Consider the following 15,543-nt stretch of genomic DNA (forward strand, 5'->3'; position numbering starts at 1 on the left):
AGATCGTGTCCACGATCGCCGATCGTGGACACGATCTCCCTTGATCTACACGGACTCCAACACGCCATCACCATCATGCCTTGCTCGCGCGCGCGTGAGGACACGGCCCAGCCGAGCCGCTTACCGACAAACAGGGTCGACGTTCGTCTCGGCGAGGATATTCCCTTTCGGCTCACTATGCCAATCTGTCCACGAATGAGTTCGCGAGGTTTCGTTCTAGAACAGCTTTGGCCACCCCGTCGTACCCAGGAAAAATCGAAGCCGCAGACACACCGAATTTGTGACATCTCATCAACAGATCACCGGCCAAGCTCACAGGTAGCGTCAATTTAATTAGCTTGTCCGCATAGTGTAGCTGCGTCTCTAGACTCACACCAACAGAAAAATCCTCGTTTCCAAAGCCAGAGTTATTTACCAGAATAAACGAGCCGCTCTGAGCAGGGATGTTTACGGAAATGCTGCCGGGAACCTTGACGTATTTGTATTCTGTATCTGGCCTGTGTTCGCTAAAAGTGAATCCGAATACAGCGATCCTTGTGTCTTTAGTTATCTTTTCTTTATAAGTGTCGAGTTCAGTCACTGCACGAGACGCAGCAAAATAGCATGCGACCATGGAATTACTTGACCAATCCAAAAGGCGAGTCGGAACTCCGTGGTGCTGCGCGAGAGCCATTATGGGCCACAGTTTAGGGTCACGCCAAGCGTCGGGATTAATATCTACATTATGCAAGAGTTTCGGGAATTCAAAATAATTTCGAAAATCCATCGAGTCGAATGGGACGGGGAGTCCTCGCAAATCACAGTGGTGGACAAAAGATTGCAACAGCATATATTCAAAATATATCTGACCCGAGTGGTCCGGACGTCCCCACGGCATGCTGCCCTTGTATTTATCGATTATATCCTGCCTGTAGACCGGGGGGACTAGTCCCCAAGCGCTATCCCGGTGACCACGGTAAATAAAATTCTGCTGTCCAAATATTTCTCCAATAGGCGAAATAGCATTCCAAAAGTCGTCAAGCGAATCGTAATCCTTAAGCGAGTCGGTCATGGCCCCCCCTGATGTGGCGATGTAGTATCCGAAGGCACGCGGTGCCCACCCGGCGTCAATGTATATCCATTTTCGACTCCCGCCACCACATGTTGATGCCTGCGCGCAATGGGCGCTGCCGCCGACGCCGCGACGACGCTGGCTTCATACGGAAGGGGTCACAGGTTCACGATAACTCGGATGCCCAAGCGTACGTTCACCGCGCACTGCTTCCCAAAAAAATCGGGCGTATAGGCCGTATACTTGCGCAGTGTCTTTCATATCAATCGCTGTCGAACGAACCACGTGCATCAAGTCTTCAACGATGGTTCGGGTATCCAGATAGAACGCTTCGACCGCTTCATCCTTAGCGCTACGATGCGCTGCTGTCCGCGCCTCCTTCTGACGATGCGCAAGGCTGGTATTGCGAAAGATCACAAGCCGTTTCATCACGTCACTCGCTATGCCGTTGCTTTCGTACTTATCGCAAAGTTGCCCCACCCTCTCGATTCGTTCGCGGAAATTGCTTTCGATGTGCTCGGCAAGGATTATTTGGAAGCCTCCTGTTGTCGCTTCTGCTCGGAGTCTGACCAGTGCATCGAACAGGCCCGGTTCACGCAGCGCACTGACGATCCGCCGAATGCTGATTGCTCTCTTGTCGTCATCCCAGATACGCATCAGCGCCATCAGCATTTCCCGACGCAATGCCCGTCGGATCACGCTAAAGGTCCCGGTCGCAAACGAGGTGCCCATACGGTCAATCAAAGCCTCGTCGTACGCCATCGGCTTCCACGACTCATGAAGGCCAATGACCAACGTGATTTCCTCCAAGGCAATGTCAATCTGCCTTTCCAAGTCTGCGATTCTGGTTCCGTAGTCCATCCTAATTTTCCAGTTTTGAACTGACAACGACCATACAGCTTGCGAAAACTCGTGGCGCTTTTGGCAACAAGCGGACGTCCGTTGGGCCATCTCGATTGACCGCACCCGGCCAAACGGAGGCCACGCTGCGGGACTTTCGATGCCCCCGAAAACGGGGCTACACTGTATATCCATACAGGATTCGCACCATGGACTCTACCGAAGGCGCTATGGAATTCTACGAGGAGCGAGCCGCGATAATGCAATACGACGGCGGTTCCAAACGGTACGACGCTCAATTGTTCGCAGAGCATCTAACGCGGCAGTACTGCGACCGGACCGGCAAACCACTCCCCGAGCATTCCGCTTTCCGCTTTTCCTTTAGCCGAGGCAGTACCGCGTGGGACGAGGATACCGGAAGGGCGTACTACGTACCGCCGCCATACGAACGGCGCTGACTAATCGAAGTCTGCGAGCCGTTAACGGTAGGTACGTATCGCGCACAATTGTCCCGTATGCAATGAATTTGTACGTGGAGCGGAAACAAACTCTAGGCGCTCGCGATGGGTGAAAGATCGTCGGTTGACAAAAAGCGATCTAGCCGCTTCTGAGCGTTTTCAATAACGTGTCTCGGAATGGTCGCCAGTTGCCGATCATGCATCGCCAGTACGTGCTCTATCTGAATGCAACCGTCGCCCGAAATTTCATAAACTCCACTTCCCTTCGCTGCGGTAACCATCTCGTGAAGTGCAGCCTCGGCGGCACGAAACACATTAAGGTCGAAACGACCGATCGTGGCTTCGCGCACGAAATACGCCACATAGATGCAGTGGAAAAGTCGGCCTACCGTATCGCTACCACCCCTGCCGCTCCGTAGCGTGGCGAGCGCGAGATGATGTTCGAGCGATTTTTGACGAATGAAGTCCGCGGCAATAGGGAGCAGCATTTCTTTGCCCATAGGTCTTTTGGTTCGAACGGCTGCCGCCTTGGCTCGTTGTTTCACAATGGTTCTAGGAGATTTCAATATGCATAGATTCTCGCACGCTCGGAACCGCAAGAGTCCTCACCGAGCAAGGATCGGTAGAAGCTGCGCTGCGGCGAGTCCGTTCGCATAGTCGGACATGTGATCCCCGTAGCTATAGAGGTAATGTCCATTCATCGTCATTGGACAAATGTTCCCCCGGATATCGCACAGCACGGCGGCAGGATCGTAGACTTGCATGCGGGGGTGATGCTTCTCCAGTTGACCGACGATGGCACGATACGCCGCTGTGCTTTGGACGTGGCTGCTATAAGAAATTGCACAGCGTTTCGCGGCACCGAGGTTTGTGACTCCGAGCGCTCGACGCACGACCGGCCACTCCAATGGCCTTCTGTCCATGCATTGCCGAGGGTCGCGCAATCGCGGATTATCGAGAACCAGCGAGACGTGCTTGCCTGCTCGCTGAAGCTGTGTGACCGCCTTGTCGAGTCCTTCAACTGCTGCTGAGGATGAGTCGACCTCCGAAGCGCCATCGGCTGCGAACTGCGCGTCAACGACATCCCGATCTGACATGACCAGCACAACTGTCGTGAGCGCCGGGTTGTTGAGCAGCATGTGAAGCGCTTTGTCGTTCGCCTCACGGCACATCTGGGGATCGTCGCCCACATGCGAGGAGATGCGGGAAACGCCAACCATCGGAGCACAGCTTGGCCGTCCGATCAGCGTCCAGCTCATGCCAGGCAGCGACTTGCGCACCAGCCCCCAGTACAGTGCGTCGGCCTTGCTGTCGCCCCACACCACGAAATGGGACGGCGACCGCCTGTCAGTCGCACAAAACGGGAACAGGCGCTGATCGGCAGACGATATGCCACACGCGGGATTAACGAACTCGTGTCCGGCTCCGAGCGTCGCGGTCCCTGCATCGGCATCCGGACTATATCCTTTGCGGAAACCCAGCCCACCACGCGCATAGGTCATACCGCCGAGATAGGCGATTCCGAGCATGAGCACGCACGGCACGATGAGTTTCCAGCGCGCTGGCGGTCCGAGGCGTACCGGTTGCTCGATCGAGATCGTCGTGAGCCATGCCAGTCCGATGCTGATGACGACAATACCAGTCCGCACGGTCGACGATGGTTCGTCGCCCGCCATGATGAAAGCGAACGACAACAGCGGCCAGTGCCATAAGTAAAGCGCGTAACTGATTTTCCCAAACCAGACGGCGACCCGGTTTGACAGGACGTACCGATTCACCAAACTGTCGGGGTCTGCCGATATCAACGCGACTGCGCCCAGAACGGGCAGGATCGCCCACCCTCCCGGAAAGGCCAGTTTTGAGTTGAGCGCAGAAAATGAAACCACACACAGCAAAAACCCGGCGAGCGAAAGCGCATTCTCGGTCGCTGGCGTGCGCCGGGTTGTGACGACGTGTTCCCGGCTGATCGCCAATCCGGCACCGGCTGCCAGTTCCCAGATGCGGCTCATCGGCCAATAAAACGCTGCCGATGGGTGATACTGCGTGAGCCAGAGATTGCACATGAACGACGCAAGACCGACCGCCGCGCAGAAGAGCGCCACTCGTCGGGCCTTGAATGCGACCAGAAGCAGGAAGGGCCAGACAATGTAGAACTGCTCTTCGACACCAAGCGACCACAGGTGCAGCAATGGCTTGGCGGAAGCCGTCTGGTCGAAGTAGCCAGCTTCCGTCCACAGCGCCCAGTTCGACAGGAAGCCCGCGCCCGCGAGCACATGCTTTCCCAGTTCCTTGTATTCGTCACTGGTAAGGCAGGACCAGCCTATCGCCCACGTTGCCAGCAGCACAGTCAGTAGCGCGGGAAATATCCGGCGCGCCCGCCGTGCATAAAACCGGCTGACCGAAAACTGATCCGCCCATAAGTCACCGAGCAGAATGCCGGTGATCAGGTATCCGGAAATGACGAGGAAGATGTCGACGCCAACGAAACCACCCGGCAACGCGGCAGGAAATGCATGGAAAACGACGACGGCGAGGACAGCAACGGCGCGCAATCCGTCGATATCGGCGCGGTAAGGGTGCGAACGGGCGACCGCAGGCGCGGTGTCAGGAAGGGTTTTGGTCATCGTTTCGCGTGAGCGGTGCTGAAAGGCGACCCGAATCACGTCATAATATTCTCTGGGACGAATATTATTCCACATGAAGCCCTTCAGGCGTCCGTGCTGAAAACAGACACTTCCTCGTCAACAGAGGAGGGAGTCAGGTTTGAGCGATATAGATCAGCTCGCGCGGTCGATTGGCTCGGCAATTGCCGCTCGCCGTAAGGAACTCGACATGACGCAGGAACAGCTTTCAGAGCTAATCCAGATAGAGCAGCCGTCGCTCTCCAGAATCGAGCGCGGCACACTTGTTCCCAGCATTGAGCGTCTTGCTGGCATCGCCGAGACATTGCGATGTCGCCTGGCAGACTTGCTAAGCACTGCCGGAACCGCGCCGCTTGACCGGGCGATCAGAATCCAGGAGAAGCTGTCGCCCCTCTCACCCGTGCAACAGGAATTGATAGAACGGATCATCGACGATGCAGTTGCGCTGTTAGATGCGCCCGCAAGTCGACGTCCATCCAGAAGCGGCTCAAGGCCTGTTAGAAAAGGCCCCTGACTGCTTCAACGAGATGTTGCGGAACGCCCGTGCAGGCCGCAGTCATTCGCGTCCAAGCACGAGGGCGTGCTTCCTGTCTGAGATCGATAGCGAGCCATGTCTAACTGACGAACGACCCCCGCGCCAGCAGCGACGTGCCGTAGAGAGCGTAGCCAAGATAAAGGCCATTGAAAGCGACTACCTTGATGTAGCCAGTCGAAACCGCTCACCTCACCGCAATATGTGCTTGAGATGTTGCGTAAGATGCTCCTAGCTTCGAGACAATCTCTGTAACGGTTGTGTGCCACTGTTGCTACGGAGGGTCAGATTCTACCGCCCATAAACCATTGATTATTAAAAATAAATTTATGGGGTGGAATAAGGCTTGAAATTTAGCATCAAACGGCCTATAGCGCTCACACTCAGGAGAAATAGGCAAACCTTCGAGATATTCAGGTATTCCCGAGGTGGCGCCCGCCCCCTACGATGGGAACCCTGCCACACCGTCCCATTCCCGCCGCCGCAGTCTCTCGGCGCCGGCGCGTTTTGCAACAACCCCTCTTCATTGCAGGAGCACTCATGACTACGACCTACGCCTATGCCGCAAGCGACGCCAAAGCGAAACTTGCCCCATTCGAATTCCAGCGCCGCGAGTTGCGCGAACATGACGTGCAGATGGAAGTGCTGTTTTGCGGCGTGTGCCATTCCGACCTGCATCAGGCCCGCAACGAGTGGAAAAACTCGATTTACCCGGTGGTGCCGGGCCATGAAATCGTCGGCCGCGTAACGGCGGTCGGCCCGGATGTCACGCATCACAAGGTGGGTGACCTCGTCGGCGTCGGCTGCCTCGTCGACTCGTGCCGCACCTGCGCGAGCTGCGAGGAAGGCCTCGAACAGTATTGCGAAAGCGGTTGGGTCGGCACCTATAACGGCGCGGACCGCATCACCGGCGAGAACACGCTGGGCGGCTATTCGACGCAACTCGTGGTCGACGAAGCCTTCGTGCTGCGCGTGCCGGAGAATCTCGACCCGGCCGGCACCGCGCCGCTGCTGTGCGCGGGCATCACGCTCTACTCGCCGCTGCGCACGTGGGGCGCCGGTCCCGGCAAGAAGGTGGGGATCGTCGGCCTCGGCGGTCTCGGCCACATGGGCGTGAAGCTGGCGCGCGCCATGGGTGCGCATGTCGTGCTGTTCACGACCTCGCAGTCGAAGGTCGAAGACGCGAAACGCCTCGGCGCGCATGAAGTGGTGATTTCGAAGAACCCGGAAGAGATGGAAGCGCATGCCAACAGCTTCGATCTGATCGTCAACACGGTGGCGGCCCAGCACGACCTGAACCCGTTCCTCAACCTGCTGCGCCGCGACGGCACCATGGCGCTGGTCGGCGCGCCGGAACACGATCACCCGTCGCCGCAGGTGTTCAACCTGATCATGAAGCGCCGCCGTCTGGCGGGTTCGCTGATTGGCGGCATTGCTGAAACCCAGGAAATGCTCGATTTTTGCGGCGAGTACGGCATTACATCGGACATCGAAATTATTCCGATGCAACAGATTAACGATGCATATGAGCGCATGTTGAAGAGCGACGTGAAATATCGCTTTGTGATCGACCTCGACTCGCTCCGGAAGTAACTGCCGGTCGTTTTACCCCAAGGATTCACCCCGGTAGTTCCACAGGTCGTCACGCCGGCGGGTCAAGCGCCCGCCAGCCGTGATGCACAGGCCGCGCCCGCTGCGGCGGCCTGCCCTGCTCCCGCCTTGCATCGTCATGCCGACTCGCCGTTCCAATCGGGCCACGCCCGAAGGGACCAGGCGCGTTGGCTGTACGTCCTTGATTCGGCTTGTCCCGCGTATGTACTGTTTGACAGGAGATTGCCCGTGATTGACCGTATTCAGGCGATGCGCACTTTTATCCGTATCGTCGATACCAATAGTTTCACACGTGCCGCGCAATCGCTCGATATGCCGCGCGCAACGGCGACGACGCTGGTGCAGAATCTCGAAGCCCTGCTCGGCACCGTCTTGCTGGTGCGCACCACGCGCAGGCTGAGCCTCACGCCCGAAGGTGCTGCGTACTACGAACGATGCGCGCAGATTCTTGCCGACATCGACGAGATGGAAGCCAGCCTGCGCCATTCCACCGATCAGTTGAGCGGCCGCCTGCGCGTCGAAATGCCGGGCTCGGTGGCCACCGCGCTGGTGTTGCCCGCGCTCGACGATTTTCACGAGCGCTTCCCGAACATCGATCTCGCGATCGGCGTCAGCAATCGCGCGGTGGATCTGGTCGGCGAGGCGGTGGATTGCAGCATCCAGCTCGGCGAGTTGCCCGACTCCGGCCTCGCGGCCCGGCGTCTCGGCATGCTCGAACTGGTGACCTGCGCGAGCCCCGAGTATCTCGCGCGCCACGGCATGCCCGAGGACCTCGACGCCCTCGAGCATCACGTCGCCGTGAACTGCATCTCGCCGCACAACGGCCGCGCGGTGGACTTCGATTTCGAAGTCGGTGACACCACCCTGAATGTGAAGGTGAACGGCTTCCTGAAAGTCAGCGACGAGCAGGCGTATCTGACCTGCGGCTTGCAAGGGCTCGGCCTGATTCAACCGGCCCGCATCGCCGCGCAGTCTTACCTCGATGCCGGCCAGTTGCGCGAAGTGCTGCCGCAGTGGAAGCCGGCGCCGATTCCCGTTTCGGTGGCGTATGTGAAGAACCGGCGTGTATCGCCGCGAGTGCGCGCTTTCGTCGACTGGCTGGCGGTGCTGTTCGAGCAGGCGGAAAACGTCGATCAGGACCTGTCGCGCGTGCGGCAGTTGCTGCGCGGCGGGTTGCACGCGTGAGCGTGAGACCGGCCGCAATTCAGGGCGTTACGGTTGCGGCTGCTTCTGCGCAGTTCCTGGGCAGGAAGGGTCTTTACCCCAGTGGCCGTCGCAAACACGCCAGCGGCAAAGCTGGTCTTCAAAGAAGCCGCGCGTGCCGCATTCCTTGACACGTTCGGCCAGTTTCGCATCGCCGGTATTCGCACTCACTTTGGTAGTCGCGCCTTTGGTGTCGGCCGGCTTGGTGCGCGCCACCAGCGCAGCCAGCAGGTCGGCATCCGGGTCGTCCTTCGAGGTGGCGCCGTTACTCGCCGGGTGCGGCTTGTCCTTCTTCGCCTGCGCAACCGCAGTCTGATTTGCATGATGGGCGGCGGGCGTTTCATGCTTCGCGTGCGCGCCTGCGCTCGCCGTTTCATGCTCGTGCTCATGATGCGTATGACTCGCCGCCGATGCCGTCACCGGCGGCTTCACGCTCTTTGCATTTACCGTCGGCGCGGCAGACGCGGCAGACGCAGCGCCCATGTCGGCGCCGTTCGCCAGCGCACGCGATAGACGGTTGTCGTCCAGCCCGTTCGCCGCCGATGCAGCCGCATCGAACGATGGTTTGGAGTCCTTGTTTTCGCTATCGTCCGCGACGATAGTGGCCGCTTGCGGAACCGAAGCCACTGCGGCCGACGCTACCGACGCTGCCGCCACTTTGGCCGCCGCCTGGGCAGCACTGCCGCTCACGGGTGCTGCGGCCATCTGCGTCGCAGCAAGCGATTGCGTGGCGGCGACCATGGGCCGCCCGCCGGCGCCGCGCTGCTGCAGGTGCCATGCGCCCCAGCTACCGGCGGCCACGACCAGCAACGCCACCAGCACCATGGGTGCTTTCGCGCGGCGTGGCTTGTCGGTGGGCGGCGCAACGCGGCCTTCGAGATCCGCGAGAATCCGCGAGCCGCTGGCGGGTGAACCTTTCGCCTGATTGGCTTGCGGGCCCTTTGCCGGATCGGCCAGCAGGCTAGGCGGGGCTTTGGAATTCGAGCTGTCCGGCGCACTCATTCACTGTCTCATTGAATCCTGGTTTATTTCGCCGTGATAATACCGTTTCGGCTCGACTTCGAGCAGGCCTGATTCTAAGAGCAAGCATTACAAAATACAATTGTTTCCAATTTTCCGGGGTTACCTTTGATTGCCGTCGTACTCATCACCTATTTCGCCATTGCCGTGCTGATCGCGGCTGTACTGCTATTGCCGCCGGTTCGATCTTCAATATTTAACATTGTGCGCGATTTGCACAGACGCTTTATGCGCAATGCATCTATTAGCGCATCGGCGGCACTCGGCCAATTAAGTCGCTCGGCAAAAATTTCGCAATCAACTGTAGTTGATATGCAAAATTTACTCGTAAAGCGGCGCTTGCTGATTTTAACGACCGCAGGTATTCTTGCGACGCCGCCATTGGTCGCGATCGCATTACGCGGTCGGCAGTTATTCCAATACGACGACACAGTAAGAGTACCCGACGAAAAAATCGCCGCGCTATTGAATGGCGAGCAGCTCGTCCCGCCGCCAGCCTTGCCGCCGGAGGCTTTTGCAACGCAGGAAGTGGAGCAGGTCCGCCCCGCGCTACAGGATGCGAGCCGCGACTGGAATTTGCTCGATGCCGACTTCAGAACCCGTTTATTGCTCGTCTACAAAATCATGCACGAACAATACGGCTATGAAATGGCTTTACTTGAAGGCTATCGCAGTCCGGAGCGGCAAAACCGGCTGGCGCAATTAGGAGGAAACGTCACCAATGCCGCAGCGTTTCAGAGCTATCACCAATACGGGCTCGCCGCTGACAATGCATTTTTGCGTGACGGCAAGCTCGTCATTTCAGAAAAAGATCCCTGGGCCATGCGCGGCTACCAGTTATACGGACAGACCGCCGAACAGGTCGGTCTGGTGTGGGGAGGCCGCTGGAAATTGATGGATCTGGGGCACGTCGAATATCACAAGCCCGGTTTCGTAATCGGGCGGCATTAAATGGCGCAAAGCGGCAAATAATGGGGTTGGCATGGGGCGTTCATTTATTTTTCCCGCCGGCAAGACCGATTGGGGCGGCACGGTCATTACCACGCCCCTTTTGCAGGCGCGGCCCCATCCCCGGAGCCGCAGGCGCGCCCATGCGGCGCGCGCCGCTCGCTTCGCCCGTCATGCGGCGAGCATCGCGAATCGACACCAACCCGAAACAGATGACCGGCACGCTAGACGCGCACGCAGCGCTGGACGTCCTGCCGCACGCTACCCATAACATTCAGACCTGAACGGCTTATGCAACGCTTCCTCAACGGGTTGACCCACCCTCGCACGCTCTCGATCATCGGGGTGCTCGCGCTCGCTGCCGTGCTGTTCATCGCGGCGGATACCTTGCAGATCGACCCGATCTGGCCGGCCATCGCGCTGGGCGTCGTGCTGGTGCTGTGGCTCATCGTCTGGCTGATTCGCCGGCTGGCAGCGCGGCGCGCCAACCGCAAGCTCGGCGACATGCTCGAACAGCAGGCCGAAAAACAGACCGAGGCCGCTGCGGCGGCGACGCCCGCGCGCCAGGCGGAACTCGACGCGCTGCGCACGCGCCTCGTCGACGCGGTGAAGACCATCAAGACCTCGAAGATCGGTCAGGTCTCGGGCGGCGCGGCGCTATACGAGCTGCCGTGGTACATCGTGATCGGCAATCCGGCGGCGGGCAAAAGCAGCGCCGTGCTGAACTCGGGCCTGCAGTTTCCGTTCGCCGACAAGAACAACGCGGTGATTCACGGCATCGGCGGCACGCGTAACTGCGACTGGTTTTTCACCACCGAAGGCATTCTGCTCGACACGGCCGGGCGTTACTCGGTGCACGAGGAAGACCGCACCGAATGGCTCGGCTTCCTCGGCCTGCTCAAGCGTCACCGCCCGAAGGCGCCGATCAACGGCATTATCGTCACCGCGAGCATTGCCGAGCTGACCGGCAGCCGCCCCGAGTTCGCCATCAACCTGGCAAAAAATCTGCGCCAGCGCGTACAGGAACTCACCGAGAAGCTCGAAGTGTTCGCGCCGGTGTACGTGATGTTCACCAAGACCGACCTGATCACCGGCTTCACCGAATTCTTCAGCGGCAGCGAGCGCCACGAGTACGACCGCGTCTGGGGCGCCACCCTGCCCTACGAGCCGGACGAGAAGCGCGATGTGGTCGGTCTGTTCGACGAGCGTTTTGAAGAGCTTTACGAAGGCCTGAAAGAGATCAGCGTGGCGCAGATGTCGATCAGCCGCGGCAACAAGCTCTCGCCCGGACAACTGAGCTTCCCGCTGGAGTTCTCCACCATCAAGCCGGCGCTGCGCTCGTTCCTCGCCACGCTGTTCGAAACCAATCCCTTCCAGTACAAGCCGATTTTTCGCGGCTTCTACTTCACGAGCGCGCTGCAGGAAGGCGAGACCAATAGCGCGGCGGCGCATCGCATCGCCAATCGCTTTGGGCTCGACGGCGACACGCTTCCCAAGCCGCAAAGCGCCTTTTCGAAGAACGGCTTTTTCCTGCGCGACCTGTTCTCCAAGGTGATCTTTGCCGACCGGCAGACGGTCAAGCAGTTCGCGAGTCCCGCCAAAACGCGTATGCGTTATGGGACTTTCTTCGCCTTCGTCGCCGTGCTGGCGCTGGCGCTCGGCGGCTGGACCTGGTCGACCGTCAACAACCAGCAGCTCGCCGCGAACGTGCAGGCCGACCTCGATAACGTGGTCCGTCTGCAGCAGAACCGCAACGACCTGCAATCGCGCCTGCAGGCGATGGATATTCTCGAGGACCGCATCGACCAGCTCGAACAGTTCCGCCGCGACCGGCCGCTCGCCGTTTCGCTTGGGCTGTATCAGGGCGACCGTCTCGAACAGCATCTGCTGACCGAGTATTACAACGGCGTGAAGCAGATCATGCTCGACCCAGTCGCGCAGAATCTCGAAGGCTTCCTGAAAGACGTCAACGCCCATCCGGACCAGCTTGCGCCGATGACGCACGCACCGGACTCCGGCGCGGTGCCGGTGTCCACCAAGGGCTCGGCCATGGTGGCGGCAAGCCAGGGCGGCCTGTATAGCGACGCCTCCCCCACTAACGTGGAAGACGCCTACAACGCGCTCAAGACCTATCTGATGCTGGGCGACAAGCGTCACGTCGAAACGGCCCACCTGACCGATCAGGTGGCGCGCTTCTGGCGCGGCTGGCTCGAAACCAACCGGGGCAACATGCCGCGCGACGAGATGATCCGCAGCGCCGAGCGCATGATCACCTTCTACCTGTCGCGCGTCTCGGACGACGACTGGCCGATGATCGACCAGAACCTCTCGCTGGTCGATCAGACGCGCGAAAACCTGCGCCGCGTGGTGCGCGGCATGCCGGCCCGTCAGCGTGTCTATGAAGAGATCAAGGCGCGCGCCTCGACCCGCTTCGCGCCGATGACGATTGCGCGCATCGTCGGCGACAACAACACGGCGCTGGTGGCGGGCAGCTATGCGATTCCCGGCACCTTCACACGCGACGCATGGTTCGAATACGTGCAGCCGGCGATTCGCGACGCCGCCACCAAGGAACTGCAGGCCAAGGACTGGGTGCTCAACACCTCGGCGCATGACGACCTGACGCTCGAAGGCAGCCCGGAGCAGATCCAGAAGGCGCTGGTCTCGATGTACAAGACCGAGTACGCAATGCACTGGCAGAAGTTCATGCAAGGCATCGCGGTGCAGAACTTCGGCACCTTCAGCCAGGCCGTCGACGCCATGAACCGCCTCGGCGACCCGCAGGATTCACCGATCCGCAAGGTGCTGCAGACCGCTTACGACCAGACCTCGTGGGACAACCCGTCGTTCGCCGGCGCCGCCGCCAGGGGCGTGCAAAACGGCGTGACAGGCTGGTTCAGACAATGGTTCTCGTCGCATACGCAAGCGGCGCCGGTCACGGCGAACATCGATATCAACGGCAATCCGGTCGATCTGCCGATGGGTCCGATCGGCGTGGAATTCGCCGGCCTCGGGCGCATCGTCGCCAAGGGGGACAACGGCTCGATGCTGCAGGGCTATATGGACACGCTGTCGAAGGTGCGCACGCGCTTTAACGTCATCAAGAACCAGGGCGACCCGGGACCGGGCGCGCGCGAATTGATGCAGCAGACGCTCGACGGCAACGGCTCGGAACTGGCCGATTCGCTGAAGTATGTCGACGAACAGATGCTCACCGGCCTCACCGATTCGCAACGCAAGGGGCTGCGGCCGCTGCTGGTGCGCCCGCTGATGCAGGCATTCGCCGTGGTGATTCAGCCGGCCAGCGTCGAAGTCAACAAGGTGTGGAACGCCCAGGTGTACCAGCCGTTCCAGGGATCGCTCGCCAGCAAGTATCCGTTTGCGGCCGACGCCAAGGTCGAAGCCGGCGCGAATGAAATCGCCCAGGTGTTCGGCCCGGACGGTTCGGTGGCGAAGTTTGTCGGCACCACGCTCGGGCCGCTCGCCGTGCGCCGCGGCGATACGCTGACCGCGCGCACCTGGGGCGATATGGGCCTCGCGCTCACGCCGGAGTTCACGAGCGGCTTCGCGCGCTGGGTGGCCCCGCTTTCGGGCGGCGCCGCAGGCGGCGGCGCTCAGGGCGGCGGCTCGGCGGAACCGCAGACGGTGTTCCAGATCCTGCCGCAGCCGACCACCGGCACGACCGAGTACACCCTCGCGATCGACGGCCAGCAACTGCGCTACCGCAACACGCCGCCGCAGTGGACCAACTTCGTCTGGCCGAATCCGTCCGGCTCGCCGGGTGCGACGCTATCCGCGACCACCTTCGACGGCCGCACGATTCAGCTCGTCAACGAGCCGGGCCGCTACGGTCTGGAGAAGCTGATCAACTCGGCGCAACGCAAGCGTCAACCGGACGGCACCTTCGATCTGTCGTGGACGCAAGGCAATGTGACCGTGGCGGTGAGCATGCGCATCATCAGCACCTCGCAGGCTTCGGGCGGCGGCGGCAGCGACGCGCCGCAGCAGCAGAGCCTGCGTGGCCTGCATCTGCCATCGTCGGTGGCGGATGTGAGCGCGGCGGCGAATTCGGTCAATGCCACGCAGACCGGCGCTTCGGGCGCGGCTGGCGCGGCGGGTTCCGCGGGCTCAGGCGCGGGCGGCTCGCCCGTGCCGGCCTCCGCCAACGGCTCCGCTGCCATGCAAGCGAATCCGGGCGCCGCCATGGCTGCGAACTCGAACTCAGGGAGCGCGCAATGACGCAGACCGTCCAGGCGCAAATCGCCTATTTCGGCAAGATTCCGTCGCGCGGCGACTTCGTCAAAAGCGCGCATAACCCGCAGTTGCTGCAGACGCTCGACCGCTGGATCGCCGAGGCCATGGAACTGCTTGCCGACGACCCGCGCTGGAAGATCGTCTACGAAGGCGCGCGGCCGATGCACTTCGCGTTCCTCGGCTCGCGCAGCAAGCTGGCGATTGCCGGGCATATGGTGGCGAGTCACGATCAGTCGTCGCGGCGCTTTCCGTTCCTGGCCGCTACCGCGCTGGAAGTCGAAAAGCCGCTGACGTTCCTCGCGCGCAGTCCGCTCGCGTTCGCGCGGCTGTGGTCGCGGGTGGCGGCGCAAATGCGGCCGCTGCTGGCCGCCAGCGAGCCCGCAGGCGCCCTGCAGGCTCTCGGCGACACACAGGTGCCGATCGAAGTAGGCGGCGGTCCGGGCAACCCGCATGACGGCACCTTCAACGATTTCGTCGAACACCAGACGCTCGCCGGTCTCGAACAGATGCTGCTGGCAAGCGGCCATCCGGTGCGGCTGCGCGGCGCCATGCTGGCGCTTGGCTCGCTGCTCAAGCCGGTGATGACGAGCGGCTCGTCGCATCTCGAACGCGGTCTGACCTTGCCGCTGCCGAACGATCCGTTTTATCGCACGCTTGTTGCCGCGTTCTGGCTCGAACTGATCGCCCCATTCGTATCGCAGGCCGATTTCGAACTGGCCATTTTCATCGGCACGATCGCGCAGCGCGAGCGGCTCGTGATCGGCTTTAACGGCGCCTCGGCGAAGACGCTGCATAGCGTGGTCGATCCGCAGGCCTACGCCGCACATAACATCGATATCGACGATCCCGAATGGATCGACGAACATGCACAAAACGACCATGGGATCAGCAAGCTCGTCAGTTACCTCGATCAACCGCAACTGTCGCTGCGCGTCAGTATCGACACGTTCCGCGAAGCGTTTTCCGGGGAGTGAGGCGATGTCA

General features: G+C 60.6%; 11 protein-coding genes. 6 read left to right on the forward strand and 5 right to left on the reverse strand.

The features are described 5' to 3' along the window. Nucleotides 1–175: 175 nt before the first annotated feature. The 4 genes from FQ755_RS14995 to FQ755_RS15010 form a co-directional block, all read right to left on the reverse strand. Complete coding sequence (locus FQ755_RS14995) at nt 176–1,051, reverse strand: FRG domain-containing protein (RefSeq protein WP_144155454.1); 876 nt, start codon at nt 1,049–1,051, stop codon at nt 176–178. A 144-nt stretch (nt 1,052–1,195) separates the two neighbouring features. Then, entirely contained in the window at nt 1,196–1,912 is a 717-nt protein-coding gene (locus FQ755_RS15000) for a hypothetical protein (protein WP_144155456.1), read from the reverse strand. A 529-nt stretch (nt 1,913–2,441) separates the two neighbouring features. Continuing rightward, nucleotides 2,442–2,849 (reverse strand): hypothetical protein, encoded by a 408-nt coding sequence (locus tag FQ755_RS15005; protein WP_144155458.1) that lies wholly within the window; start codon nt 2,847–2,849, stop codon nt 2,442–2,444. A gap of 105 nt (nt 2,850–2,954) precedes the next feature. Next, a complete protein-coding gene (locus tag FQ755_RS15010) occupies nt 2,955–5,048 on the reverse strand; it encodes an acyltransferase family protein (protein ID WP_260858598.1) in 2,094 nt (697 codons plus the stop codon). 64 nt (nt 5,049–5,112) lie between these two features. Here FQ755_RS15010 and FQ755_RS15015 point away from each other — a divergent pair, with 64 nt between their 5' ends. The 3 genes from FQ755_RS15015 to FQ755_RS15025 all read left to right on the forward strand — a co-directional run bounded on the left by FQ755_RS15015 (nt 5,113) and on the right by FQ755_RS15025 (nt 8,319). Continuing rightward, nucleotides 5,113–5,505, forward strand: coding sequence for a helix-turn-helix domain-containing protein (locus FQ755_RS15015; protein WP_260858599.1), 393 nt, complete (start codon nt 5,113–5,115; stop codon nt 5,503–5,505). A gap of 558 nt (nt 5,506–6,063) precedes the next feature. After that, nucleotides 6,064–7,116 carry an NAD(P)-dependent alcohol dehydrogenase gene (locus FQ755_RS15020; RefSeq protein WP_144155460.1) on the forward strand — a complete coding sequence of 351 codons (1,053 nt, stop codon included), beginning with the start codon at nt 6,064–6,066 and terminating at the stop codon, nt 7,114–7,116. Between the two features lie 246 nt (nt 7,117–7,362). Then, on the forward strand, nt 7,363–8,319 hold the full coding sequence (locus tag FQ755_RS15025) for a LysR family transcriptional regulator (protein ID WP_144155462.1): 957 nt from the start codon (nt 7,363–7,365) through the stop codon (nt 8,317–8,319). 27 nt (nt 8,320–8,346) lie between these two features. Here the strand turns inward: FQ755_RS15025 and FQ755_RS15030 are convergent, their stop codons facing one another. Continuing rightward, nucleotides 8,347–9,339, reverse strand: a complete 993-nt coding sequence (locus tag FQ755_RS15030) for a hypothetical protein (RefSeq protein WP_144155464.1) — start codon at nt 9,337–9,339, stop codon at nt 8,347–8,349. Nucleotides 9,340–9,465: 126 nt separating this feature from the next. On the opposite strand from FQ755_RS15030, the gene FQ755_RS15035 reads away from it, so the two are divergent. From FQ755_RS15035 to tagF, 3 genes are all read left to right on the forward strand, one after another. Continuing rightward, nucleotides 9,466–10,308, forward strand: coding sequence for a M15 family metallopeptidase (locus tag FQ755_RS15035; protein WP_144155466.1), 843 nt, complete (start codon nt 9,466–9,468; stop codon nt 10,306–10,308). Between the two features lie 288 nt (nt 10,309–10,596). Then, on the forward strand, nt 10,597–14,544 hold the full coding sequence (gene tssM / locus FQ755_RS15040; protein WP_144155468.1) for a type VI secretion system membrane subunit TssM: 3,948 nt from the start codon (nt 10,597–10,599) through the stop codon (nt 14,542–14,544). Next, nucleotides 14,541–15,533, forward strand: coding sequence for a type VI secretion system-associated protein TagF (gene tagF, locus FQ755_RS15045; RefSeq protein ID WP_144155470.1), 993 nt, complete (start codon nt 14,541–14,543; stop codon nt 15,531–15,533). The genes tssM and tagF overlap by 4 nt, the downstream gene beginning before the upstream one ends. The last annotated feature ends 10 nt before the right edge of the window (nt 15,534–15,543 follow it).

The sequence above is a fragment of the Paraburkholderia sp. BCC1885 genome (genome assembly GCF_900996235.1).
Lineage (GTDB): Bacteria > Pseudomonadota > Gammaproteobacteria > Burkholderiales > Burkholderiaceae > Paraburkholderia.

Excerpts from the sequence above, each read along its gene's own strand:
- FQ755_RS14995 (WP_144155454.1), bottom strand. The coding sequence starts at position 1,051 with ATGACCGACTCGCTTAAGGATTACGATTCGCTTGACGACTTTTGGAAT.
- FQ755_RS15000 (WP_144155456.1), bottom strand. The coding sequence starts at position 1,912 with ATGGACTACGGAACCAGAATCGCAGACTTGGAAAGGCAGATTGACATT.
- FQ755_RS15005 (WP_144155458.1), bottom strand. The coding sequence starts at position 2,849 with ATGGGCAAAGAAATGCTGCTCCCTATTGCCGCGGACTTCATTCGTCAA.
- FQ755_RS15010 (WP_260858598.1), bottom strand. The coding sequence starts at position 5,048 with ATGTGGAATAATATTCGTCCCAGAGAATATTATGACGTGATTCGGGTC.
- FQ755_RS15020 (WP_144155460.1), top strand. The coding sequence starts at position 6,064 with ATGACTACGACCTACGCCTATGCCGCAAGCGACGCCAAAGCGAAACTT.
- FQ755_RS15030 (WP_144155464.1), bottom strand. The coding sequence starts at position 9,339 with ATGAGTGCGCCGGACAGCTCGAATTCCAAAGCCCCGCCTAGCCTGCTG.
- tssM (WP_144155468.1), top strand. The coding sequence starts at position 10,597 with ATGCAACGCTTCCTCAACGGGTTGACCCACCCTCGCACGCTCTCGATC.
- tagF (WP_144155470.1), top strand. The coding sequence starts at position 14,541 with ATGACGCAGACCGTCCAGGCGCAAATCGCCTATTTCGGCAAGATTCCG.